Genomic DNA, 24,085 nt, shown 5'->3' on the forward strand with positions numbered 1-24,085 from the left:
GCAGCAAGAATAATCGCAGCGGGGAGCCGAACCTTAGCGCGTTAGCGTTGGCGCCACAATGGGGATTACCCCACCTGAATGGGTCAATCCGGTGTACAAGGTAGCCTCACATCCACAAGGAGGGCAGCATGCGCACAACCAACCCACGCATCGGCATCATCGGCAGTGGCGCGATTGGCGGCTTTTACGGGCTGATGCTGGCCCGGGCAGGCTTTGATGTGCACTTTCTGCTGCGCAGCGAGTACGAGGCGGTGCGCGAGCGGGGGCTTGCCGTGGAAAGCGCCGTTCACGGTGCCTTGCATCTGAACGCCCAATGCTATGCCGCGGTCACCCAGATGCCTGCGTGCGACTGGTTGCTGATTGGCGCCAAGGCTACCAGCAACCACCAACTGGCCCCGTTGATCGTGCAGGCCGCAGCGCCAGGTGCAAAGGTCGTGCTGCTGCAGAACGGCCTGGGGGTCGAGGAGCAACTGCGCCCGGCATTACGCCCCGACATGCACCTGCTGGGCGGGCTGTGCTTCATCTGCGTGAATCGCCAGGCGCCCGGGGTGATTTGCCATCAGGCGCTGGGCACCGTCAACCTCGGCTACCACAGCGGCCCGGCAGCCGACGGCGGGGCGCAGCTGGTCGAGCAGGGCGCGGGCTTGTTCAGGGCTGCAGGGGTGGCCTCGCAGGCCATGCCCGACCTGGCGCAGGCGCGCTGGCAGAAACTGGTGTGGAACGTGCCCTACAACGGGCTTTCCGTGCTGCTGGGTGCCAGTACCGGGTTGTTGATGGCCGACAGTAGCAGCCGTGCGCTGGTGCGGGCGCTGATGGATGAGGTGGTGCAGGGCGCGGCGGCCTGTGGCCATGTGCTGCCTGAAGGCTACGCCCAGCAGTTGTTCGAAGTGACGGAAGGCATGCCTGATTACTGGCCCAGCATGTACCACGACCACGCCCACGGCCGCCCCCTCGAACTGCAGGCCATTTATGCCGAGCCCCTGGCCCGCGCTCAAGCGGCCGGCTGCAGCTTGCCCCGCATGCAGATGCTCCACCAGGCACTGGCCTTCCTGAGCGCCCGCGCCAACCGCTGAGGCCTGGGCAGGTGCGGGCGCGCCGGATGGCCAGGCGGGCGTGCGGCGCGCTGCTAAGCTCTAGCTTGCTCTGCCGCCGCGGCAGTCGAGGAGGTCGAATGATCCGTTCCATGCTGTATGCCACCGACCTCGGTGTTTATGCGCCTTTCGTGATGCAGCATGCGCTGGCCCTGGCGCGCACATTTTCGGCCGAGCTGTATGTGATACACGCCGTCGAGCCCATGGGCCAGTTCGCCGAATCCCTGTTGCAGAGCTACCTGGACGAGCAGACCCTCGATCAATTGCACAGCCAGGGGGTAAGCACGGTGATGGCCAACATCGAACAGCGTGTGCTGGAAAACCTGCGTGATGAGCTGGGTGAAGACGCCGACCTTGCCGTGCTCAAGGCGGTACGTGTTCGCCAGGGGGACCCTGCACAGGTGATCCTCGACCAGGCGCAGCGGCTTAGCGTCGACCTGCTGATATTTGGCAGCCACAGCGCCGGCGCGGGGGTTGACGTGCCCCTGGGCAGAACAGCGGTGAGGCTGTTGCAGCTGTCCCCGGTGCCGGTCTACATGGTGCCGCTGTCGCAGCATCTAGGTCGTAGGAAAGCGTAAAGCTGTGTGTAAGGCGCTTCCCTCGGCATGTAACAAAATAGTTCTAGATTTATTTCAATAACCACTAATATAGTTATATATCGTCGCTGCCCGCTGCCGCTGACTCATCGCTGAACCGAGGGAAACCTATGAAGCTTCAACAACTGCGCTACATCTGGGAAGTGGCGCACCATGACCTCAACGTCTCCGCGACAGCCCAGAGCCTGTACACCTCCCAGCCAGGTATCAGCAAGCAGATCCGCCTGCTCGAAGATGAGCTGGGCGTCGAAGTGTTCGCACGCAGCGGCAAGCACCTTACCCGCGTCACCCCTGCAGGTGAGCGCATCATCAACACCGCCGGGGAGATCCTGCGCAAGGTTGAAAGCATCAAGCAGATTGCCCAAGAATTCTCCAACGAGAAGAAGGGCACGCTGTCTATCGCCACCACCCACACTCAGGCCCGCTATGCGTTGCCGCCCGTAATCAGCAGCTTCATCAAGCAATACCCGGAAGTTTCGCTGCACATGCACCAGGGCTCGCCGATGCAGATTGCCGAAATGGCGGCTGACGGCACGGTCGATTTTGCCATCGCCACCGAAGCGTTGGAGCTGTTCGGCGACCTGATCATGATGCCGTGCTACAAGTGGAACCGCTGTGTAGTGGTGCCCCAGGGCCACCCGTTGGCCAAGCTGCCTAAGCTCACCCTGGAGGCCGTGGCCGAGTACCCGATCGTTACCTACGTGTTCGGCTTCACTGGGCGTTCCAAGCTGGACGAGGCCTTCAACCACCGCGGCCTCACCCCAAAAGTGGTCTTCACCGCGGCGGATGCCGACGTGATAAAGACCTATGTGCGCCTTGGCCTGGGTGTGGGCATCGTCGCCGGCATGGCGGTGGACGCCAAGCTCGACAGTGACCTGGTCGCCCTGGATGCCAGTGAGCTGTTCGAAGCCAGCATCACCAAGATCGGCTTCCGCCGAGGCACGTTCCTGCGCGGCTTCATGTGCGATTTCATCGAGAAATTCGCCCCGCACCTCACCCGTGAAGTGATGACCAAGGCCATTCAGTGCCACAACAAGCAGGAGCTCGAAGCCCTGTTCGAAGGCGTCGAACTGCCTGTGCACTGAGTGCCACGGGTAGCGGCCAGCTGCCGGCCAGCGCCGTGCAGCTGGCCGTGATGGGTTTCAGGCCTTGGTGATCAGATTGCCAGCGTGCAGGCCGCATTCCTTCTGGGTGGACTCCTCCCACCACCAGCGCCCTTCGCGCTCATGCTGGTTAGGCAGCACCGGGCGTGTGCAGGGCTCGCAGCCGATGCTGATGAAGCCGCGCTCGTGCAAGCTGTTGTAGGGCAGTTCCAGCATGCGGATGTAGCCCCACACTTCCTCGCTGGTCATCTGCGCCAGTGGGTTGAATTTGTACAGGGTGCGTTCCGGGGTCGAAAAGCCGCTGTCGATTTCCAGGGCTGCCACCTGGCTGCGGGTGCCGGGGCTCTGGTCACGTCGCTGGCCAGTGGCCCAGGCGCTGACCGTGGCCAGCTTGCGGCGCAGCGGCTCGATCTTGCGGATGCCGCAGCACTCACCGTGCCCGTCGCGGTAGAAGCTGAACAGGCCTTTGTCTTTGACGAAAGGGTCGAGCGTGTTGCGGTCCGGGCTGAGGATTTCGATCGGCAGCTTGTACTGCTCGCGCACCTGGTCGATAAAGCGGTAGGTTTCCGGGTGCAGGCGGCCGGTGTCCAGGCTGAACACCCTGACCTGCTTGTTCAGCTTCCAGGCCATGTCTACCAGCACCACGTCCTCGGCGCCGCTGAACGAAATCCACAGGTCATCACCAAAATGCTCGAAGGCAAGCTTGAGGATGTCCTGCGGGGACTTGTTGGCATAGGCCGCGGCCAGGGCAGCGACGTCGAAGGGTTGGCTCATCAGGCGGTTTCCATCTTGGCTGTGGCGCTGTGCGCTCGTAATGGGGTGATGGTAACAAAAAAATACGGGGCAGACGGCTCTACAGCGCCTGCAAGGCCTGCATCAGCACGCGTACCTTGGCGATCGACTCTTCGTATTCAGCTTGCCATTGCGAATCGGCGACCACGGCACCGCCGCCCCAGCAGCTGACGTGCCCGTCCTTGACCAGCAGGCTGCGGATGGCGATGGAGCTGTCCATTTCGCCGCGCACATCTACATACAGCAAAGACCCGCAGTACAGGGCGCGGCGTGTGGGCTCCAGCTCGTCGATGATCTGCATGGCGCGGATTTTCGGTGCACCGGTAATGGACCCGCCCGGGAAGCTGTCACCGATCAGGTCCAGTGCATCCCTGCCGTCAGCCAGTGTGCCGATGACGCTGCTGACCAGGTGATGCACGTTCGGGTAGCTTTCCAGGCTGAACAGCTCCGGCACGCTGACCGAGCCGATCTGGCAGGTGCGCCCCAGATCGTTGCGCAGCAGGTCGACGATCATCAGGTTCTCGGAGCGGTCCTTGGGGCTGTGCAGCAGTTCTTCGGCATTGCGCGCGTCTTCTGCCGGGTTGCTGCCGCGTGGCCGGGTACCCTTGATGGGCCGGGTTTCTACCTGGCCCTGGCTGACCCGGACGAACCGCTCGGGCGAAAAGCTCAGCAGGGCACTGCCGTCGGCCAGTTGCTGGTAGCCGGAAAACGGTGTGGGGCAGGCCCGGCGCAGTGCTTGGTAGGCGTGCCAGGGGTCGCCCTGGCAAGGTGCGCGAAAGCGTTGGGTGAGGTTGATCTGGTAGCAGTCACCGGCCTGAATGTAACGCTGCACCTGGTCGAATGCGGCCTGGTACTGTGCCGGTTGCAGGTCGCCGGCCATGGGCGCGAGCAGTTTGAAAGGGCCTGATGCAACAGGCGCTGAGCTGCTGAACAGGCTCACCAAGCGGTCACGCTCGTCAGAAGCCAGGCTTGGGTGAAACACCAACTGGGTGGTGCCCTGCACATGGTCGGTGACCATTGCCCAGGCATACAGCCCCAACTGTGCATCCGGCAGGCCGAGGTCATCCACCGCCTGGCTGGGCAGTTGCTCCAGCCGGCGACCGAAGTCGTAGCTCAGGTAGCCGATCAGGCCGCCGGCGAACGGCAGCTCGCTGCCTGCTGGCAACTGTGCCGTGCCAAGCTGCGCCAGGCTGCCGCGCAAGCGGTGCAGAAACGCGCGGCCATCTTCGCCAGGCCGTGCGTGAAGCTGTTGCACAGGCCAGGCGCTGAGCAGATCGAACCGGCCACGGTCGGCGGCAGGGCGTGCGCTGTCCAGCAGAATCGCCCCCGGCGCCTGGCGCAGGCGGGCAAAAAAAGTGGCGGGGTCGGGTTGGTAGGGCAGGGGGTAAAGCGTACAGGTCGGCATCAGTGTGGACGGCGATGTAAAAGCGAGGGGGCAATTGTAGACCGCTGCAGGAACTGCGCCTAGCACCGGGCTTTACATTCACCCGCACCCAATGCCACGTGAAGGAAGGGGCTGCGGGGCAGCCCCACCCGATCAATGGCCGGGCACGTGCCCGAACAGCCCCTGTGCGACCCGGACGCGTTGCTCGGCATCTTCAGTGATGCCTTCCTTGGCCAGCGCTTCCAGGTGGGCTTCGATGGCATGGGTACGCTGGGTCAGGCCGCAGTCGTTGGCGATCTGGATGTTCAGCCCCGGGCGAGCGTTCAGCTCCAGAATCAATGGTCCCTTTTCCTGGTCCAGCACCATGTCCACGCCGATGTAGCCCAGCCCGCACAGCTCGTAGCAGCCCGCGGCAAGCTTCATGAAGCCGTCCCAGGTGGGCAGTTGCACGCCATCCACCGAGTTGGTGGTGTCCGGGTGCTTGCTGATGATGTTGTTCAGCCAGGTACCGCGCAGGGTCACGCCGGTGGCCAGGTCTACACCCACGCCGATGGCGCCTTGGTGCAGGTTGGCCTTGCCGCCCGACTGGCGGGTGGGCAGGCGCAACATGGCCATGACCGGGTAGCCCATCAGCACGATGATGCGGATGTCCGGTACACCTTCGTAGCTGATGCTTTTGAAGATCTGGTCGGGCGTGACCCGGTATTCGATCAGTGCCCGGTCACGGTGCCCGCCCAGCGAGTACAGGCCGGTGAGGATGCTGGAAATCTGGTGTTCGATTTCCTCGTGGCTGATGATCTTGCCCGACACTGTGCGGTAGCGGTCCTCGAAGCGGTCGGCGATCACCATGATGCCGTCACCGCCAGCGCCTTGCGCCGGCTTGATGACGAAGTCATTGCGCCCGCCAATGATCTGGTCGAGCTTTTCGATCTCTTTTTCCGTCTCGATCACGCCGTACATTTCCGGCACATGAATGCCGGCAGCCAGTGCGCGCTCCTTGGTGATGATCTTGTCGTCGACGATCGGGTACAGGTGGCGCTTGTTGTACTTCAACACGTAGTCCGCGTTGCGCCGGTTGATACCCATGATGCCCCGGGCCTCCAGGGCTTTCCACGTCTTGATCAGGCCAAACATCAGGCGTCAGCCTTCTTCAAAAATGCCTTGAAGCGCACCAGCTCGGTCAGGCGGTAGCCGCGGTAGCGGCCCATCGCGAGCATGAAGCCCACCAGAATCAGCAGCACTGCCGGGAAGGTGAAGACGAAGTACACCAGCTCCGGCACCATCATCAGCAGGTGGGCGAGGGAAGCTGCGAACAGCGTACCGATGGCCACCTTCATGGCATGGCCGCCCCCGCGTTCCTCCCAGGTGATGGACAGGCGCTCGATGGTCATGGTCAGGATCACCATGGGGAACAGTGCTACCGACAGGCCACGCTCCAGGCCCAGCTTGTGGCTGAACAGGCTGATGGCGGCAATCAGTACCACCACGAAGGTAAGTACCACCGACAACCGCGGCAGCATCTGCAGCTTCAGGTGTTCCAGGTAGGAGCGCAGTGACAGGCCAAGCGCGGTAATCACCGTGAACAGCACGATGCCGAAGCCCAGCTGGGTTTCGCGGAAGGCCAGGGCGATCAGCACGGGGGTAAAGGTGCCCAGGGTCTGGATGCCGATCAGGTTGCGCAGGATCAGGATCACCAGCACGCCAATCGGGATCATCACCATGATCATGAAGGTTTGCTGGGTCTGCAGGGGCAAGCTGTACAGCGAATACTCGAGGAAGTCGGCGTCGGTGTTCTCGTCGGTCAGCTTGGCCAGGCGGATGGCGTTCATCTCGCTGTTGTTCATGCTGAAGGTGACGTTGGCTTTCTTGCCGCCATCGACGGTGATCAGGTTGTCGTCACCGGTCCACCACAGCAGGCGGTCGCTTGGCAGGCCCTGTTCGCCGGTATCGGGGTTGAAGTACAGCCAGTCGTTGCCATTGAAGCTGCGCAGCCACAGCTCAGGAGTTTGCGGGGTGTCTGCCACCAGGCGGATGGTGTGCACCCTTTCCATCGGTACGTGGGCGATGGACAGCAGCAGGTCGATCACCTGGGCTTTTTTCAGGGACGAGGTGTCGCCGGCCAGCAGTAGCTTGACGTTGTCGTCGTTGAGGTTGTTGACCCGCTTGATGGTCTCGCCGACAAAGGTTTCCACATCGGCCGAATGCTGGCGAATCGGTGCCATCAGCGCTTCTGCGGCGATCTTCTCGGGGCCGTCCACCGCCAAGCTGTCACGGAAGGTCGGGCCCTTGATCTTGGCTTTTTCGGTGCTGTAGCGCTTGGTCAGCACCAGACGGTAGTACAGCGTCTGGTTGCCGCTGGCGCGGCGGGCCGACCAGGTGACCTTGCGGTTACCGTCGGCGCGGTTGACGCTGACCCCATAGTTGTTGGAGATGAAGCTCTCGTTGAGGCTCACGTAGTCGCGGTTCAGTGGCGGTACGAACATCTGCACCTTGACCGGGTCCTTGGTGCTGGCGACGAATTCGATCTTGGCGTCGATGTTCCACAGGTCGTCGGTTTCATCCTCGGTGACCGGGATGCCGAGTGCCAGGATCTGATAGGCCGTGACCGCTACGCCCAGAAGCACCAGTACGGTGATCAGGACTTTCAGGTGGAGGGTAAGAGAGCGCATCGGGGTTACTCTGCTTTGGGAGCGTCGGTGGCACAGGCAGGTTTGCCGGCCGCATATTTAAGGCTGGGGTCGACCAGTGCGTCGAAGTGTTTCAGTGCTTCAGAGCCGATCAGCAGCGGGAACTGGAAGGCGCTGCGGTCTGTGAGGTTGACTTCGATGGTGCGCCGGGCCTGGCCCATGCAGATATCGAGCTCGATGACCGGCCGCGCGGTATAGGCCTTGCCGGAGTCAGCGTCGTAGTCGCTGGCACGGCGCTTGATCTTGCTCACCCGCGCCAACGGGCGTTCGATGGGGTGAGAGTGGGCGGCGTCGATGGCCAGGTAGAAGCGCACCCAGCTTTCGCCGTTGCGTTTGAAGCGTTTGATGTCGCGGGCGCTGAGCGAGGCGGTCTTGGCACCGGTGTCGAGCTTGGCCGCCACCTCCAGGTCAAGGTCACCCAGGCGTGCGTACTCATTGAGCCCGTACACGGTCTTGCCCGTCGCCTGGCCAAGGGCCGGCAGCAGGGTGAGGCAAAGCAGTAATAAAGCAGGTGTAAGTCTCATAGTCCTGGCGCGGTATTGTGCAAGTTTCGGGGTAAGGCGACTGGCAACTGCTGCACAAGCTTCCTCGTTGAACTGTCAACACGCGTACGGCGTTGGCAGTCAGGCTATCCATACTCCATCGGAGGCGCGGCATTCTATCACGCCGACGTATTGACGCCAGCGGTGCGCGATCTGACAGCAACAGGGCAGGAGAAGTTCTGGTTAGCATAATTGTCAACAATCCATATTTAACCTTTGACTGAGAATCCCTTTTTGGCTAATTTCAGCGTATGGATTAAACAAGGTGTCGACAATATGCAGGACCTCTCCGCCGTTGGCCCGGCCCTAATGGACGAATCGGAAACCCTGTCCGAGCATGTGTTTCGGCGCATACAGGCAGCCATCGTCAAAGGCGACATTGCCCCTGGCAGCAAGATTTCCGAGCCTGAGCTGGCCCGCACCTATGGCATCAGCCGTGGGCCCCTGCGCGAGGCCATCCACCGCCTCGAGGGGCAGCGCCTGCTGGTGCGCATACCCCATGTGGGCGCGCGGGTGGTGTCGCTCAACCATGCCGAACTGATCGAGCTGTACGAGATCCGTGAGTCGCTCGAAGGCATGGCGTGCCGGCTGGCGGCGGAGCGCATGAGTGTGGCCGACATCGAAGAACTGCGCCGGGTGCTGGACACCCATGAGCGAGATGCTGCCTTCCAGGCGGGTGTTGGGTATTACCAGCAGGAAGGTGATTACGATTTCCACTACCGGATCATCCAGGGCAGCGGCAACCAGACCTTGGTCAAGATGCTGTGTGGCGAGTTGTACCAGCTGGTGCGCATGTACCGCATCCAGTTCTCCGCCACGCCTAACCGCCCGCGCCAGGCATTTGCCGAGCACCACCGTATTCTCGATGCCATTGCCGAGCGTGATGGCGAGCTGGCCGAACTCCTGATGCGCCGCCACATCGGCGCCTCCAAGCGCAACATCGAGCGCCACTACCTGGACGCCCGCACTGACAGCCCAAGAGGTGAGAAATGACCGTGAAGAGCACACCCGGCCAGCGTTTCCGCGAAGCCGTTGCCGCCGAGCAGCCGCTGCAGGTGGTAGGCACCATAAATGCCAACCACGCACTGCTGGCCAAACGCGCCGGTTTCAAGGCCATCTACCTGTCCGGTGGTGGCGTGGCTGCCGGGTCGCTCGGCCTGCCGGACCTGGGCATCAGCAACCTCGATGACGTGCTCACGGATGTACGCCGCATCACCGACGTGTGCGACCTGCCCTTGCTGGTAGACGTGGACACCGGGTTCGGCGCATCGGCCTTCAACGTGGCCCGCACCGTGCGCTCGATGAGCAAGTTTGGCGCTGCCGCCATTCACATCGAAGACCAGGTGGGTGCCAAGCGCTGCGGGCATCGGCCCAACAAGGAAATCGTCAGCCAGCAGGAAATGGTCGACCGCATCAAGGCGGCCGTCGATGCCCGCACCGATGACAGTTTCGTGATCATGGCGCGCACCGACGCGCTGGCTGTCGAGGGCCTGAACGCCGCGCTGGACCGGGCTGCCGCCTGTGTCGAAGCCGGCGCCGACATGGTGTTCCCCGAGGCCATCACCGAGTTGTCGATGTACCGGACGTTCGCCGACCGGGTAAAGGCGCCGATCCTGGCCAACATCACCGAATTCGGCGCCACGCCGTTGTACACCACCGATGAACTGGGTTCGGTCGGCGTGTCGCTGGTGCTCTACCCGCTGTCGGCATTCCGCGCCATGAACAAGGCGGCTGAAAACGTCTACACGGCCCTGCGCCGCGACGGCACGCAAAAGAACGTGGTCGACACCATGCAGACCCGCATGGAGCTTTACGATGCCATCGGCTACCACGCGTTCGAGCAAAGCTTGGACGCCCTGTTTGCCCAGAAAAAGGCCTGATCCCCGTCCTTGTAGGAGCGAGCAAAGCTCGCGATAAAGGCCTCAGCCAAACCCATTAGCCAAACAGCATTCCCATAACAAATTCAAGAAAGGAGAAACACCATGGCCGAAGCAAAAGTACTCAGTGGCGCTGGCCTGCGCGGGCAGGTGGCCGGCCAGACCGCGCTGTCGACCGTGGGCCAGGCCGGTGCCGGGCTGACCTACCGTGGGTACGACGTGCGCGAACTGGCTGCCGGTGCCGAGTTCGAGGAAGTTGCCTACCTGCTGCTGTACGGCGAGCTGCCCAGCCAGGCCGAACTTGCCGACTACAAGCACAAGCTGAAAGGGCTGCGTGAGCTGCCCCAGGCCTTGAAGGAGGTGCTCGAGCGCATCCCGCGTGACACCCACCCCATGGATGTGATGCGTACGGGCTGTTCGATGCTCGGCACGCTGGAGCCCGAGCTCACCTTCGACGCCCAGGTCGAGAAGACCGACCGCCTGCTGGCGCTGTTCCCTGCGGTGATGTGCTACTGGTACCGCTACAGCCACCATGGCGTGCGCATCGACTGCCACAGTGACGAAGACACCCTGGGTGGCCATTTTCTGCACCTGCTGCACGGCAAGAAACCCAGTGCGCTGCATGTGAAGGTGATGAACGTTTCACTCATCCTTTACGCGGAACACGAGTTCAACGCCTCCACCTTCACCGCCCGGGTATGCGCCTCGACGCTGTCCGACCTGTATTCGTGCATCACGGCGGCCATCGGCGCATTGCGCGGCCCGCTGCACGGTGGTGCCAACGAGGCGGCCATGGAACTCATCGAGCGCTTCCAGAGCCCGCAGGAGGCCACGACCGAGTTGCTGCGCATGCTTGAGCGCAAGGACAAGATCATGGGCTTTGGCCATGCCATCTACAAGGAGTCCGACCCGCGCAACGAGGTGATCAAGGGCTGGGCGAAGCAGCTGGCCGATGAAGTGGGGGATACGGTGCTGTACCCGGTTTCCGAGGCCATCGACAAGACTATGTGGGAGCAAAAGCGCCTGTTCCCCAACGCCGACTTCTACCATGCGTCGGCGTACCACTTCATGGGCATCCCGACCAAGCTGTTCACGCCCATCTTCGTCTGCTCACGCCTCACAGGTTGGGCCGCGCATGTATTCGAGCAGCGCGCCAACAACCGCATCATCCGCCCAAGCGCCGAGTACGTGGGCGTGGAGCAGCGGCCGTTTGTGGCGATTGAGCAGCGGTGATGGAGCCTGGCCTGTAGAGCCGCACATAACCTGTTGATTCAGCAGGGGCCTGTGGGAGCGGCTTCAGCCGCGAACACCGGCGAAGCCGGTGCCATCACCGGGTTGCCTGCTTCGCGGGTGAACCTGCTCCCACAAGGAGCGTGGGTTGCTTGCACAATCAGTTTGAACGCTATCCGTGAGCGAGCCTGATAACGATATGAACACTGCCTACCGCAAAGCCCTGCCAGGTACCGACCTGGATTATTTCGATGCCCGCGCAGCCGTCGAGGCGATCAAGCCCGGCGCCTACGACGGCCTGCCCTATACCTCCCGCGTGCTGGCCGAAAACCTGGTGCGCCGCTGTGACCCTGCCCACCTGGACGCCTCGCTGGGGCAGCTGATCGAGCGTCAGCGCGATCTGGATTTCCCGTGGTTCCCCGCACGCGTGGTGTGCCACGACATCCTCGGCCAGACGGCGCTGGTCGACCTGGCCGGCCTGCGCGACGCCATTGCCGACAAAGGCGGCGACCCGGCGCAGGTCAACCCGGTGGTGCCGGTGCAACTGATCGTCGACCACTCCCTGGCCGTGGAGTGCGGCGGCTACGACCCCCAGGCCTTCGACAAGAACCGCGCCATCGAGGACCGGCGCAACGAGGACCGCTTCCATTTCATCAACTGGACCAAGAAAGCGTTCAAGAACGTAGACGTCATCCAGCCCGGCAACGGCATCATGCACCAGATCAACCTGGAGAAGATGTCGCCGGTGGTACACAGCGACCACGGCGTCGCCTACCCGGATACCTGCGTCGGTACCGACAGCCACACCCCCCATGTCGACGCCTTGGGTGTGATCGCCATCGGTGTGGGTGGCCTCGAGGCGGAAAACGTGATGCTGGGCCGCGCCTCGTGGATGCGCCTGCCGGAGATCGTGGGTGTGCAGCTCACCGGCAAGCTGGCCGCGGGCATTACCGCCACTGACCTGGTGCTGGCCCTGACCGAGTTTCTGCGCAAGCAGAAAGTAGTAGGTGCCTACCTTGAATTTCACGGGGAGGGCGCCAGCGCCCTGACATTGGGCGACCGCGCCACCATCTCCAACATGGCCCCCGAATACGGCGCCACGGCGGCGATGTTTGCCATCGACCAGCAGACCATCGACTACCTGCGCCTGACCGGGCGGGACGACCAGCAGGTTCGCCTGGTGGAAACCTACGCCAAGGTCACCGGCCTGTGGGCAGACAGCCTGGCAGGCGCCGTGTATGAGCGTACGTTGAGCTTCGACCTGTCCAGCGTGGAGCGCAACATGGCCGGCCCTTCCAACCCCCATGCCAGGGTCGCTACCCGCGATCTCGCGGCCAAGGGTATCGCGGGCGCGTGGGAGCAGGTGCCGGGGCAGATGCCTGATGGCGCGGTGATTATCGCGGCCATTACCAGTTGCACCAACACCAGCAACCCGCGCAACGTGATCGCTGCCGGCCTGCTGGCGCGCAATGCCAACAGGCTGGGCCTGGCTCGCAAGCCGTGGGTCAAGTCCTCGCTCGCACCGGGCTCCAAGGCTGTGCAGTTGTACCTGGAGGAGGCTGGGCTGGAGAAGGAGCTGGAGCAGCTCGGCTTTGGCATCGTGGCGTTTGCCTGCACCACCTGCAACGGCATGTCTGGCGCGCTGGACCCGGTGATCCAGCAAGAAATCATCGACCGCGATCTGTACGCCACTGCCGTGCTGTCGGGTAACCGCAACTTCGACGGGCGCATCCACCCCTATGCCAAACAGGCGTTTCTGGCGTCGCCGCCGCTGGTGGTGGCCTACGCCATTGCCGGCACCATCCGCTTCGACATCGAAAAGGATGTACTGGGCGTGGTCGACGGGCAAGAGATCCGCCTCAAGGACATCTGGCCAAGCGATGAAGAAATCGATGCCGTGGTCCGCGCTGCGGTCAAGCCAGAGCAGTTCCGCAAGGTCTACATCCCGATGTTCGCCATCGAGGAAGATCGCGGGCCGAAGGTGGCGCCGCTGTATGAATGGCGCCCGATGAGCACCTACATCCGCCGCCCCCCCTACTGGGAAGGCGCCCTGGCGGGTGAGCGGACCCTGCGGGGCATGCGCCCGCTGGCTGTGCTGCCGGACAACATCACCACCGACCATCTGTCGCCCTCCAACGCCATCATGCTGGACAGCGCAGCAGGCGAGTACCTGGCCAAAATGGGCCTGCCGGAAGAGGACTTCAACTCCTACGCCACCCACCGTGGTGACCACCTGACAGCCCAGCGTGCCACGTTCGCCAACCCCAAGCTGTTCAACGAGATGGTGCGCAACGACGATGGCAGCGTGAGGCAGGGCTCGCTGGCGCGGCTGGAGCCGGAAGGCAAGGTGACCCGTATGTGGGAGGCCATCGAGGCCTACATGCAGCGCAAGCAGCCGCTGATCATCGTCGCCGGTGCCGATTACGGGCAGGGCTCTTCCCGTGACTGGGCCGCCAAGGGCGTGCGCCTGGCCGGCGTCGAGGCGATTGCCGCCGAAGGCTTCGAGCGCATCCACCGCACCAACCTGGTGGGCATGGGGGTATTGCCGCTGGAATTCAAACCAGGCACCGACCGCAACACCCTGGGCCTGGATGGCAGCGAAACCTACGACGTCGTGGGGGCACGTACACCGCGGGCCACGCTGACGCTGGTGATCACCCGCGCCAACGGCGAGCGCCTGGAGGTGCCTGTCACCTGCCGCCTGGACACGGCGGAGGAAGTGTCGATCTACGAGGCAGGCGGGGTGCTTCAGCGTTTTGCCCAGGACTTCCTCGAAGCCACTGCCTGAATGAAACGGGGCCGCCTGGCGGCCCTTGGACCCGAATCACCAGGATGCCTCAGACCATGGCACACGCTCCCCAGATCAAGATCCCGGCTACCTATATGCGTGGCGGCACCAGCAAAGGCGTGTTCTTCCGCCTGCAAGACCTGCCCGAACGGGCGCAGGCCCCGGGCCCTGCCCGTGACGCGTTGCTGCTGCGGGTGATCGGCAGCCCAGACCCCTACGCCAAGCAGATCGACGGCATGGGCGGCGCGACGTCGAGCACCAGCAAGGCCGTTATTGTCTCGCCGAGCACCCGGCCCGCGCACGACGTGGACTACCTGTTCGGCCAGGTCAGTATCGATAAACCCTTCGTCGACTGGAGCGGCAACTGCGGCAACCTGTCGGCTGCGGTTGGCTCGTTCGCCATCGCAAGCGGCCTGGTCGACCCGAGCCGTATCCCGCGCAGCGGCGTTGCCACAGTGCGCATCTGGCAGGCCAACATCGGCAAGACCATCATCGCCCACGTGCCGATCAGCGAGGGCGAGGTGCAGGAAACCGGCGATTTCGAACTGGACGGGGTTACCTTCCCTGCCGCCGAAGTGCAACTGGAGTTCCTGGACCCGGCGGCCGACGAAGAGGGCGCTGGCGGCGCCATGTTCCCCACCGGTAACCTGGTGGACGACCTCGATGTCCCGGGTGTTGGCACGTTCAAGGCTACGTTGATCAACGCAGGCATTCCGACCATTTTCCTTGAAGCTGGCGAACTCGGTTACACCGGCACCGAGTTGCAGGACGCGATCAATGGCGACCCCCACGCCTTGCAACGTTTCGAAACCATCCGTGCCTGGGGCGCTGTGCGCATGGGGCTGATCGAGCACGTTGACCAGGCGGCCGGGCGCCAACACACACCCAAGGTGGCGTTCGTGGCCCCGCCAGCCTCTTACACGGCGTCCAGCGGCAAGGTGGTAGATGCCGCTGATATCGACGTGCTGGTGCGGGCCTTGTCGATGGGCAAGCTGCACCACGCCATGATGGGCACCGCCGCCGTGGCTATCGGAACGGCGGCCGCCATCCCCGGCACGTTGGTCAACCTGGCAGCAGGCGGCGGCGAGCGCACCGCCGTACGCTTCGGGCACCCCTCGGGTACCCTGCGGGTGGGCGCTGAAGCACGCCAGGTGGATGGGCAGTGGACGGTGACCAAGGCCATCATGAGCCGCAGTGCGCGCATTCTGATGGAGGGCAGTGTGCGGGTGCCGGCAGACAGCTTCTAACTTCGCAGCACCGACCTGTCGCACACAAAAAAGCCCCGGCATTTCTGCCGGGGCTTTTTTTACAGCTGGCGGCCTATGGAAGGCCGCTGGCTATTGGCCTTACGCCTGGACCACCGGGATCTTGGCGTTAGCGGCCGCTTCACGGAACTCGGCGATCTGGTCGAAGCTCAGGTAGCGGTAGACGTCGGCAGACATGCTGTCGATGTCCTTCGCGTACTGCATGTATTCTTCGACGGTCGGCAGCTTGCCGATGATCGAAGCCACAGCAGCCAGCTCGGCCGATGCCAGGTACACGTTGGTCGCGTCGCCCAGGCGGTTCGGGAAGTTACGGGTCGAGGTGGACACCACGGTCGAACCGGTCTGCACGCGTGCCTGGTTACCCATGCACAGCGAGCAGCCTGGCATTTCCATGCGCGCGCCAGCTTTGCCGTAGATGCCGTAGTAGCCTTCTTCGGTCAGCTGGTGGGCGTCCATCTTGGTTGGCGGGGCCAGCCACAGACGGGTAGGGATGCCACCCTTGACCTTCTCCAGCAGCTTGCCGGCGGCACGGAAGTGGCCGATGTTGGTCATGCACGAACCGATGAATACTTCGTCGATCTTCTCGCCCTGAACCTGCGACAGCAGGCGGGCATCGTCCGGGTCGTTTGGCGCGCAGAGCACAGGCTCTTTCACGTCGGCCAGGTCGATTTCGATGATTTCGGCGTATTCGGCATCGGCGTCGGCCGACAGCAGCTCAGGGTTGGCCAGCCACGCTTCCATGGCCTGGGCACGACGCTCCAGGGTACGGGCATCGCCGTAGCCTTCGCCGATCATCCAGCGCAGCAGGGTGATGTTGGACTGCAGGTATTCGGCGATGGCCTTTTCCGGCAGCTTGATGGTGCAGCCCGCAGCGGAGCGCTCGGCCGAGGCGTCGGACAGCTCGAACGCCTGTTCGACGGTCAGTTCGTCCAGGCCTTCGATTTCCAGGATGCGGCCGGAGAAGGCGTTTTTCTTGCCTTTCTTCTCGACGGTCAGCAGGCCCTTCTGGATGGCGTAGTAAGGGATGGCATGCACCAGGTCACGCAGGGTGATGCCCGGTTGCAGTTTGCCCTTGAAGCGCACCAGGATCGACTCTGGCATGTCCAGCGGCATCACGCCGGTGGCGGCAGCAAAGGCCACCAGGCCAGAACCGGCCGGGAACGAAATGCCGATCGGGAAGCGGGTGTGCGAGTCACCACCGGTGCCGACGGTGTCCGGCATCAGCATGCGGTTCAGCCAGCTGTGGATGATGCCGTCACCTGGGCGCAGCGACACGCCGCCACGCGTGCGGATGAAGTCGGGCAGGGTGTGGTGGGTGGTGACGTCGATCGGCTTCGGATACGCCGCGGTGTGGCAGAACGACTGCATCACCAGGTCAGCGGAGAAGCCCAGGCACGCCAGGTCTTTCAGCTCGTCGCGGGTCATCGGGCCCGTGGTGTCCTGGGAGCCGACGGTGGTCATCTTCGGCTCGCAGTAGGCGCCTGGGCGCACGCCCTGGCCTTCTGGCAGGCCGCAGGCACGGCCGACCATTTTCTGCGCCAGGGTGAAGCCCTTGCCGGAGTCGGCAGGCTGCTCAGGCTTCTTGAACAGGTCCGAAGCCCCCAGGCCCAGTTCGGCGCGGGCTTTCTCGGTCAGGCCACGGCCGACGATCAGCGGGATACGGCCGCCAGCGCGGACTTCATCCAGCAGTACTTCGGTTTTCAGCGCGAAACTGGTGACCAGTTCGTCGCTGTCGTGGCGGCGCACTTCACCTTTGTACGGGTACACGTCGATGACGTCGCCCATGCCCAGGTTGGTGCAGTCGAATTCGATCGGCAGGGCGCCGGCGTCTTCCATGGTGTTGTAGAAGATCGGGGCGATCTTGGTGCCGAAGCAGAAGCCACCGGCGCGCTTGTTCGGCACGTACGGGATGTCGTCGCCGAAGAACCACAGCACCGAGTTGGTGGCGGATTTACGCGACGAGCCGGTACCGACCACGTCACCCACGTAGGCGACCGGGAAACCTTTGGCACGTACCGCCTCGATCTGCTTCAGCGGGCCGACCGAACCGGGTTGCTCTGGCTCGATGCCGTCACGGGCCATTTTCAGCATGGCCAGGGCGTGCAGCGGGATGTCAGGGCGCGACCAGGCATCAGGTGCTGGGGACAGGTCGTCGGTGTTGGTTTCGCCAGGCACCTTGAACACGGTCAGGGTGTACTTGTCGGCGATGGCAGGGCGCGAGGTGAACCACTCGCCAGCAGCCCAGGATTCCAGCACGGCCTTGGCGTGAACGTTGCCCGCCTTGGCTTTTTCGGCCACGTCGTGGAAGGCATCGAACATCAGCAGGGTGTGCTTGAGCTTTTCGGCCGCGACGGCGCCCAGTTCGGCGTCATCCAGCAGCGCGACCAGCGTTTCGATGTTGTAGCCGCCCTGCATGGTGCCCAGCAGCTCGGTGGCGAGCTTGCGGTCGATCAGCGGGGACTTGGCTTCGCCCTTGGCCACGGCGGAGAGGAAAGCGGCCTTGACGTAGGCTGCTTCGTCTACCCCTGGCGGTACGCGGTTGGTGATCAGGTCTACGAGGAAGGCTTCTTCGCCGGCCGGCGGGTTTTTCAGCAGCTCGACCAGGCCTGCAGTTTGTTCGGCGTTCAGCGGCTGGGGCACGATACCCAGAGCGGCGCGCTCTTCGATGTGTTTGCGGTAGGCTTCAAGCACAGTTATTTCCCTCATCAGTGGTCCCTAAAGGGGGTCCGGGACGCTCATCCAGCATTCCGTGCACCCGTGCGCAATGACGGCTTCTTGGGCCGCCCAGCCAGGGTCGCAAGGAATCCTTACAGAAGCTGCTTTCAAAGTTTTACGCCTGCAGAACGGGAAACTGATGAGGGCTGGCCAGGGCTGCTGAGGGTGCAGGGCCCGGGCCAACGCCGTTCTGCCGGATCAACTGTGCTCGTGACGCTTTGAAAACAGCTTCCAACGGACATTGTTGCCTTCGAAAAGGCCGAATGATTCTACGGTAAAAAATGCCCGAAGGTAAGGCGGCGAACATGACTTTAACGGGTGACCCCGGTTAGACAAAGGGCTAACATGGCCCGGTATTCCTCCTTCAAGCCGTTGTTTTTCATGTCCAACAAGTCCATCAAGACCCCTTGCGTCGGCCTGTGTTCCACGGTGTATGGGGACACCGTCTGCCGTGGCTGCAAGCGCTTCCATCACGAGGTCATCAACTGGAACGGTTATGACGACGAGCAAAAGCGCGCCGTGTGGCTGCGGTTGGAGCAGCTGCTGGTTCAGGTGATGATGGCCAAACTGGAGGTGTTCGACAAAACATTGCTGCGCCAGCAACTGGAGCAGCGCGCCATCCGTTTTGTCGAGCAGCAGTCGGAGTACTGCTGGGCTTACCAGCTGATCGCCCGCGGGGCGCGCATGATCCGGGATGTTGAGGCCTACGGCATGGCCCTGCTGCCCGAGTTCAGAGACTGGGAGCTGCCACAGCTGCGTGACGCCATCGACCGTGAGTTCTTCCTGCTGTCCGAAGCGCATTACCAGCGCTACATCGCCCCGGCATTCCTTGCCGAAACCTTGAAGTAGGCTATTTCCACCTGCCGAAGCGGGCAGTGCCGCGGCACGCTTCCGGGCTTTGAAGCCTGGGATGAACCGACATGAGCTACTACCAGTTCCAACCTTACCTGTGTTTCAACGCGCGCTGCTGGTGGCACCCGGCGCATGTGGCTGCGGCGGCGCAGGTCGACCCTGATACGTCGAAAACCTTCGTTCCGGTGTGGGCCACCGTTAACAGCGGCGACCGTGATGACGGCTGGGTCAGGTGCGGGCGCCTGCCGGCATACCCCGAGGCTGACGGCGTGCTGTGTGAGCGGTTCTGGTTTGGCGTGTACCGTATCGGCGAGCAGTACGTCTATGACATCCGCCCGGCCTATTCCGGCAGAACCCTGGGTTTATGGCCGCAGCTTGAACGCGTTCTTGACAGCAACATCGATGGCTATCTGGGCCTGTACGGCGTGCCCGCAGACCCTTACCCCTGGGATCAGCCCACTGCGCCGTTGTGGCAACTGGACGGGCTGGACCCTGAGCGCCTGGCCCCTGGGCTGCGCCGCTTCAACCTCACCCTGTGCAACCCTTCCGGCAAGACCGTGAGGCGGATCGAAGACTTCACCCGGGCTTACCTCAATGACTGGAAAGGCGTCCGGGGCCTGGTGACCCTGGAGATAACGGAAGTGCCGGTGCCCCCGCATCCCCGCCCGCAGGGCTGAAGTCAGTCGCCGGTATATTCGCAGCCACTGGTGCAGGTTTCGTGAATGCGCACCTTGGACAGCTCCGGGAGCAGGGGCTTGACCTGCTCCCAGATCCACTTGGCGATCACCTCACTGGTAGGGTTTTCCAGGCCAGGGATGTCGTTGAGGTAGTTGTGGTCCAGCCGGTCATAAATAGGCTTGAAGATCGCCTTGACCTCGGCGAAATCGCGGATCCAGCCTGTGTGCGGATCGAGCGGGCCGGTCAGGTGCAGCGCAACCTTGAATGAATGCCCGTGCAGGCGGCCGCATTTGTGGCCTTCGGGAACATGGGGCAGGCGGTGAGCCGATTCGAATGTGAACTCTTTGAAAATTTCCACGGGTGGACCTGTAAAGCTGGTGAGATGAAAGCCTTGGCAGAAACTGGCATTTCGACGGGCTGCTCGATTGCTGATGAGGAGGCGTCGGAAAAGACCGAGGTTGCCGCGTTTTGTGAGGCCTGACTCGCGCAAGATGGAGTGAGCGCCATCTTAACCTTTTTCACAGGCAACGCTTCCATGATTCTGTTGGCGCCAGATACTGATCAGTCCGGCCCGGTTTTTCTACAAAGGTTGTAAGCGATCAGTCAGGCGTCCCGTAGAGACCAGTTCCAGCAACTCATCACCTAACCGCTCACTTTCGGCAATGGCCTTGTACCAGTAGCGCTTGCGTGAGGGTGCGTCGCCCATGAAGCGCTTGAAATCGTTGCGGTCAGGCAGCTTGCCGTAGGGCAGGGCTGCCAGGTACTGCGGGGACGGTGTGAGCAGTACCACGTTCTGCAGGCGCGTGGGGTCACCCTTGCGCCAGGGCAAGGCCTTGTCGAACCAGCCGGGGACCACCTTGTCGGTAAAATGCGGGTACAACACCAGGTCGTCACCTTGGTAGGGCAGGTCGAGGTGGTAGTCGAGCAGGCCGCCATCGCGGTAGGTGCCTGCGCCAGCACCGGGGATGTCCTTCACACCTTCCATCACCATGGGGATGGAGCCCGAAGCCAGCAGGGCGTGGCGCAGGTTCGCCAGGTCCAGCGGCAAGTAGCGGGAAGGGAAGTCTGTCAGTTCGTTCAGGGGTGGGGGCGAGCGGCGGTCGTGCAGGATGACGCGTTCGAAGTGGCGCCCCAGCCGGGCGCGGCCCAGCAGGTTGCTGGCGACCACCGAACCCAGGCCGATACCCAGGCGGCCCCGATGGTCGTGGGCGAGCTGGCCATGGCTTTTGACCACCAGAATGTTCAGGCGGTAGTGCGGGTTGGCAAGCACCTCACCATCTCGTGCTTGCAGCAGGTCGTCGAGCATGCGCTGGCAACTGCGGCTGATGTCAGTGGGGGTTACGCCCTTGGCGAAATCCTGCTCGGTATACAGCTCGCCCAGGCGGCGCAGGCCGGCGACCGGGTCTTGCAGGCAGGCGCTGGCGAAGCGCCAGGCACCGATCGATGCGCCGATGAGGGCGCGAGGGCGCGGGGCCGATGGCAGCCACTCGCCGAACAGCGCCAGGTCCAGGCCCTGGATGCCCAGCGGTTTGGGCCCGCCCGCAGCCCCAGGCAATATGCCCACATCCGCCGCCTGCAGCCCGCGTTCACGCACCTGGCCCAGTGCGCGCCGCCCGGCCTTGAAGGTGAGGGCGGGGTATTTGATGTGGATGGCGCTCATGGCTGGGGTCCTGGGCAGAGAGTGTCGCATTATAGGGCGAGGCAGGGGCTGAAGGGGTTGATCGTGAAGCGTGCAGCGCCTGCGCTATCATGTCGCCAGCTTTTTCAGGTTCAATTAAGGACGGCTGGGTAATGTTGATTGCGTAGACAACTTGTACAGCTTCCAGGAGAACCCTACGATGAAAACCTTGACTGCCCTGTTCACCGCCGCCGCCCTTGCCCTGGGTGCCAACGCCGCCTTCGCCAAGGACGTACAGCCCGATGAAGTGGTCAAGCTGGTGAACGCCAAAACCATCAAGTCGCTGGACGAACTCAAGGCCGCCGCCATCGCCAAACACCCGGGTTCCACCGTTACCGACTCGGAGCTTGAGAACGAATACGGCCGCTACATCTACAAGGTGGAACTGCGCGATGCCCAGAACGTCGAGTGGGACGTGGCCCTCGATGCCAAGACCGGTGAAGTCGTGAAGGACGAGCGGGACAGCTGATGAGTCAGCCACCACGGGCGGTAGGCTACCTGGCCCTGGCGTTACTGGCAGTGTGCTCATTGGCCGCTGCCCGTGACCTGGACCAGGACGAGGCCCTGGCGTTGCGCCAGAAGGGTGTCATCCTGCCCCTCGAGCACCTGCTGCAGACCGCCCTGGGGCGTCACCCCGGGGCGCGTCTGCTCGAGGCCGAACTCGAAGAAGAACACGACCGCTATGAATACGAAGTCGAGCTGCTGACGGCGGAGGGCGTGGTGCGCGAAATCAAGCTCGACGCCAGTACCGGCGCCCTGCTCAAAGACGAGGAAGATGACTGAATGCGCCTGTTGCTTGTCGAGGACAACGTGCCGCTGGCCGATGAACTGACAGCTACCCTGCAACGCCAGGGCTACGCGGTCGATTGGCTGGCCGATGGCCGCGATGCGGCCTACCAGGGCCAGTGCGAGCCGTACGACCTGATTATCCTCGACCTCGGCCTGCCGGGGCTGCCGGGCCTCGACGTGTTGGCCCAGTGGCGGGCAGCCGGCCTGGTTACGCCTGTGCTCATCCTCACGGCGCGAGGCTCGTGGGCCGAACGTATCGAGGGGTTGAAGGCTGGTGCCGACGACTACCTCAGCAAACCCTTCCACCCCGAAGAACTGCAATTGCGTATCCAGGCGCTGCTGCGCCGCGCCCGTGGCCTGGCCAACCAGCCAACGCTGGAGGCGGCGGGCCTGCACCTGGACGAGCGCCGCCAGTGCGTGAGCCGTGAGGGTGTGGACATCCAGTTGACGGCTGCCGAATTCCGCCTGCTGCGCTACTTCATGCTGCACCCGCAGCAGATCCTCTCCAAGACCCACCTGGCCGAGCACCTGTACGACGGTGAAACCGAGCGCGACTCCAACGTCCTGGAAGTGCATGTCAACCATCTGCGCCGCAAGCTGGGGCGCAGCGTGATCGAAACCCGCCGCGGTCAGGGTTACCTCTACGCCGGTAGCGCTGCATGAAGTCGATCCAGGCACGCCTGAGCCTGGGCCTGGTGGCTGTGCTGGTGGTGGTGGGGGTGGTGCTGGCGCAGCTTACGCTGTGGTTGTTCGAAGCTGGCCTGCAGCGCTACCTGGAAAACGGCCTGCGCAATGAAAGTGAAACCCTGCTGGTGGCGCTGGTGCGAGGGCCCTCCGGGCTGCAACTGGACGAACGGCGTATCTCGGCCGCCTACCAACGGCCGTTTTCTGGCCACTACTTTCGCATTGATTTCGACCAGGGCACCTGGCGGTCGCGCTCGTTGTGGGACATGAACATGCCCAAGCCTTCCGCCCCTGGCCTGTCCGACCGGCACGAGCTGGGCCCCGAGGGCCAGGAATTGCTGACCCTGCGCGCCGACTACCGGCGACTGGGCCAGGATATCTCGATCAGTGTCGCGCAAGATTACTCACCGGTACGCGAGGGGTTCCGCCGCCTGCAGCAGATCGGCCTGGGTATGGGGCTGGTGGCGTTGGCCTTGGTGCTGGTACTGCAGCGCATCACCGTTACCCGGTCGCTGCGGCCGCTGGAACGTGCCCGGCGGCAGATTGCGCAGTTGCAGCAGGGCCAGCGCTCGCAGCTGGACGACGAGGTGCCCAGCGAACTGGCACCGTTGGTGGGGCAGATCAACCACCTGCTCAATCATACCGAAGATAGCCTGCGCCGCTCGCGCAATGCCCTAGGCAACCTGGGCCATGCGTTGAAAACACCGTTGGCGGTGTTGCTGAGCCTGGCGTCCAGCGACCGGCTGCACGGGGTGCCTGGGTTCAGCGGGCAGATGCGTGAGCAGTTGGAGCAGATCCAGCAGCGCCTGGCGCGCGAACTCAACCGTGCGCGCCTGGCCGGCGATGCCTTGCCCGGCGCCCAGTTCGATTGTGACGCCGAGCTGCCGGGGCTGCTTGGCACACTCGGCATGATTCACGGTGAGGGCCTGCGGCTGGAACGTGACGTGCCCGCCGGGCTGTTGCTGCCCTGGGACCGGGAAGACAGCCTTGAGCTGCTGGGCAACCTGCTGGATAACGCCTGCAAGTGGGCGGACAGTGAAGTGCGCCTGGGGATCGCTTCCACGGCCGGCGGGTACCAACTGTGGGTGGACGACGATGGCCCTGGTATCCCGGAAAGCCGCCGGCAGCAGGTGCTTGAGCGCGGTTCGCGGCTGGACGAACAGGTCGACGGCCACGGCCTGGGGTTGGGTATCGTGCGCGATATCTGCGACGCCTGGGGTGGAACCCTGTCGCTCGCGCTGAGCCCCCTGGGTGGCTTGCGAGTCACGCTCGACCTGCCGCGCAAGGGAGGCTGAAGCGGGGCTCCCATCCTCAACGTCCGGCTTCGCGGTGCA

Annotated in this window: 22 protein-coding genes; 14 read left to right on the forward strand and 8 right to left on the reverse strand. The window is 63.4% G+C overall.

All coding sequences use genetic code 11. The features are described 5' to 3' along the window. Window positions 1-128: 128 nt before the first annotated feature. The 3 genes from IAE33_RS16345 (at window position 129) to cysB (ending at window position 2,772) form a co-directional block, all read left to right on the forward strand. Window positions 129-1,073, forward strand: a complete 945-nt coding sequence (locus tag IAE33_RS16345; RefSeq protein WP_201164275.1) for a putative 2-dehydropantoate 2-reductase — start codon at window positions 129-131, stop codon at window positions 1,071-1,073. Between the two features lie 98 nt (window positions 1,074-1,171). Then, a complete protein-coding gene (locus IAE33_RS16350; RefSeq protein WP_028634522.1) occupies window positions 1,172-1,669 on the forward strand; it encodes a universal stress protein in 498 nt (165 codons plus the stop codon). A 128-nt stretch (window positions 1,670-1,797) separates the two neighbouring features. Then, complete coding sequence (gene cysB, locus IAE33_RS16355) at window positions 1,798-2,772, forward strand: HTH-type transcriptional regulator CysB (RefSeq protein ID WP_201164276.1); 975 nt, start codon at window positions 1,798-1,800, stop codon at window positions 2,770-2,772. A gap of 57 nt (window positions 2,773-2,829) precedes the next feature. On the opposite strand, the gene IAE33_RS16360 is transcribed toward cysB, so the two are convergent. From IAE33_RS16360 to rloA, 5 genes are all read right to left on the reverse strand, one after another. Next, window positions 2,830-3,564: a phosphoadenylyl-sulfate reductase gene (locus tag IAE33_RS16360; protein ID WP_060481169.1), complete on the reverse strand. Its 735-nt coding sequence runs from the start codon at window positions 3,562-3,564 to the stop codon at window positions 2,830-2,832. A gap of 79 nt (window positions 3,565-3,643) precedes the next feature. Further along, window positions 3,644-4,987: an aminodeoxychorismate synthase component I gene (pabB, locus tag IAE33_RS16365; protein WP_201164277.1), complete on the reverse strand. Its 1,344-nt coding sequence runs from the start codon at window positions 4,985-4,987 to the stop codon at window positions 3,644-3,646. 132 nt (window positions 4,988-5,119) lie between these two features. Continuing rightward, window positions 5,120-6,100, reverse strand: coding sequence for an alpha-L-glutamate ligase-like protein (locus tag IAE33_RS16370; RefSeq protein WP_028634519.1), 981 nt, complete (start codon window positions 6,098-6,100; stop codon window positions 5,120-5,122). Beyond that, the gene (rloB, locus tag IAE33_RS16375; protein WP_201164278.1) at window positions 6,100-7,635 is read right to left on the reverse strand and encodes an osmotic stress tolerance membrane protein RloB; all 1,536 of its coding nucleotides are present in this window, start codon (window positions 7,633-7,635) and stop codon (window positions 6,100-6,102) included. The genes IAE33_RS16370 and rloB overlap by 1 nt, the downstream gene beginning before the upstream one ends. A gap of 5 nt (window positions 7,636-7,640) precedes the next feature. Then, window positions 7,641-8,177 (reverse strand): retropepsin-like aspartic peptidase RloA, encoded by a 537-nt coding sequence (gene rloA / locus IAE33_RS16380; protein WP_201164279.1) that lies wholly within the window; start codon window positions 8,175-8,177, stop codon window positions 7,641-7,643. A 294-nt stretch (window positions 8,178-8,471) separates the two neighbouring features. Here rloA and IAE33_RS16385 point away from each other — a divergent pair, with 294 nt between their 5' ends. From IAE33_RS16385 to prpF, 5 genes are all read left to right on the forward strand, one after another. Continuing rightward, the gene (locus IAE33_RS16385; protein WP_028634516.1) at window positions 8,472-9,188 is read left to right on the forward strand and encodes a GntR family transcriptional regulator; all 717 of its coding nucleotides are present in this window, start codon (window positions 8,472-8,474) and stop codon (window positions 9,186-9,188) included. After that, window positions 9,185-10,075 (forward strand): methylisocitrate lyase, encoded by an 891-nt coding sequence (gene prpB, locus IAE33_RS16390; protein ID WP_060481171.1) that lies wholly within the window; start codon window positions 9,185-9,187, stop codon window positions 10,073-10,075. Before IAE33_RS16385 ends, prpB begins: the two co-directional genes overlap by 4 nt. A gap of 102 nt (window positions 10,076-10,177) precedes the next feature. Then, window positions 10,178-11,305 (forward strand): bifunctional 2-methylcitrate synthase/citrate synthase, encoded by a 1,128-nt coding sequence (gene prpC / locus IAE33_RS16395; RefSeq protein WP_028634514.1) that lies wholly within the window; start codon window positions 10,178-10,180, stop codon window positions 11,303-11,305. A 196-nt stretch (window positions 11,306-11,501) separates the two neighbouring features. Beyond that, window positions 11,502-14,090 carry a Fe/S-dependent 2-methylisocitrate dehydratase AcnD gene (gene acnD, locus IAE33_RS16400; RefSeq protein WP_201164280.1) on the forward strand — a complete coding sequence of 863 codons (2,589 nt, stop codon included), beginning with the start codon at window positions 11,502-11,504 and terminating at the stop codon, window positions 14,088-14,090. A 56-nt stretch (window positions 14,091-14,146) separates the two neighbouring features. Continuing rightward, window positions 14,147-15,337 carry a 2-methylaconitate cis-trans isomerase PrpF gene (prpF, locus tag IAE33_RS16405; RefSeq protein ID WP_201164281.1) on the forward strand — a complete coding sequence of 397 codons (1,191 nt, stop codon included), beginning with the start codon at window positions 14,147-14,149 and terminating at the stop codon, window positions 15,335-15,337. Window positions 15,338-15,436: 99 nt separating this feature from the next. Here prpF and acnB read toward each other — a convergent pair whose 3' ends face one another. Continuing rightward, entirely contained in the window at window positions 15,437-18,046 is a 2,610-nt protein-coding gene (gene acnB / locus IAE33_RS16410) for a bifunctional aconitate hydratase 2/2-methylisocitrate dehydratase (RefSeq protein ID WP_028634511.1), read from the reverse strand. 405 nt (window positions 18,047-18,451) lie between these two features. Between acnB and IAE33_RS16415 the strand changes: the two genes are divergently transcribed. Both IAE33_RS16415 and IAE33_RS16420 read left to right on the forward strand, forming a co-directional pair. Further along, on the forward strand, window positions 18,452-18,919 hold the full coding sequence (locus IAE33_RS16415; RefSeq protein WP_201164303.1) for a DUF1289 domain-containing protein: 468 nt from the start codon (window positions 18,452-18,454) through the stop codon (window positions 18,917-18,919). Between the two features lie 71 nt (window positions 18,920-18,990). After that, a complete protein-coding gene (locus IAE33_RS16420) occupies window positions 18,991-19,599 on the forward strand; it encodes a hypothetical protein (RefSeq protein WP_201164282.1) in 609 nt (202 codons plus the stop codon). Window positions 19,600-19,601: 2 nt separating this feature from the next. On the opposite strand, the gene queD is transcribed toward IAE33_RS16420, so the two are convergent. Next, window positions 19,602-19,958: a 6-carboxytetrahydropterin synthase QueD gene (gene queD, locus IAE33_RS16425; protein ID WP_028634508.1), complete on the reverse strand. Its 357-nt coding sequence runs from the start codon at window positions 19,956-19,958 to the stop codon at window positions 19,602-19,604. Between the two features lie 222 nt (window positions 19,959-20,180). Beyond that, window positions 20,181-21,260, reverse strand: coding sequence for a patatin-like phospholipase family protein (locus tag IAE33_RS16430; RefSeq protein WP_201164283.1), 1,080 nt, complete (start codon window positions 21,258-21,260; stop codon window positions 20,181-20,183). A gap of 178 nt (window positions 21,261-21,438) precedes the next feature. On the opposite strand from IAE33_RS16430, the gene IAE33_RS16435 reads away from it, so the two are divergent. Genes IAE33_RS16435 through IAE33_RS16450 form a run of 4 tightly spaced genes read left to right on the forward strand, consistent with a single transcriptional unit; the run spans window position 21,439 to window position 24,046 of the window. Then, complete coding sequence (locus tag IAE33_RS16435; RefSeq protein ID WP_028634504.1) at window positions 21,439-21,747, forward strand: PepSY domain-containing protein; 309 nt, start codon at window positions 21,439-21,441, stop codon at window positions 21,745-21,747. Continuing rightward, on the forward strand, window positions 21,747-22,061 hold the full coding sequence (locus IAE33_RS16440; RefSeq protein ID WP_028634503.1) for a PepSY domain-containing protein: 315 nt from the start codon (window positions 21,747-21,749) through the stop codon (window positions 22,059-22,061). Before IAE33_RS16435 ends, IAE33_RS16440 begins: the two co-directional genes overlap by 1 nt. After that, window positions 22,062-22,730 carry a response regulator transcription factor gene (locus IAE33_RS16445; RefSeq protein ID WP_201164284.1) on the forward strand — a complete coding sequence of 223 codons (669 nt, stop codon included), beginning with the start codon at window positions 22,062-22,064 and terminating at the stop codon, window positions 22,728-22,730. Then, window positions 22,727-24,046, forward strand: coding sequence for an ATP-binding protein (locus IAE33_RS16450; protein ID WP_201164285.1), 1,320 nt, complete (start codon window positions 22,727-22,729; stop codon window positions 24,044-24,046). Before IAE33_RS16445 ends, IAE33_RS16450 begins: the two co-directional genes overlap by 4 nt. Window positions 24,047-24,085: the final 39 nt, after the last annotated feature.

The organism is Pseudomonas sp. S60 (assembly GCF_016647865.1).
In the GTDB taxonomy this organism is placed as follows: Bacteria; Pseudomonadota; Gammaproteobacteria; order Pseudomonadales; family Pseudomonadaceae; genus Aquipseudomonas; species Aquipseudomonas parafulva.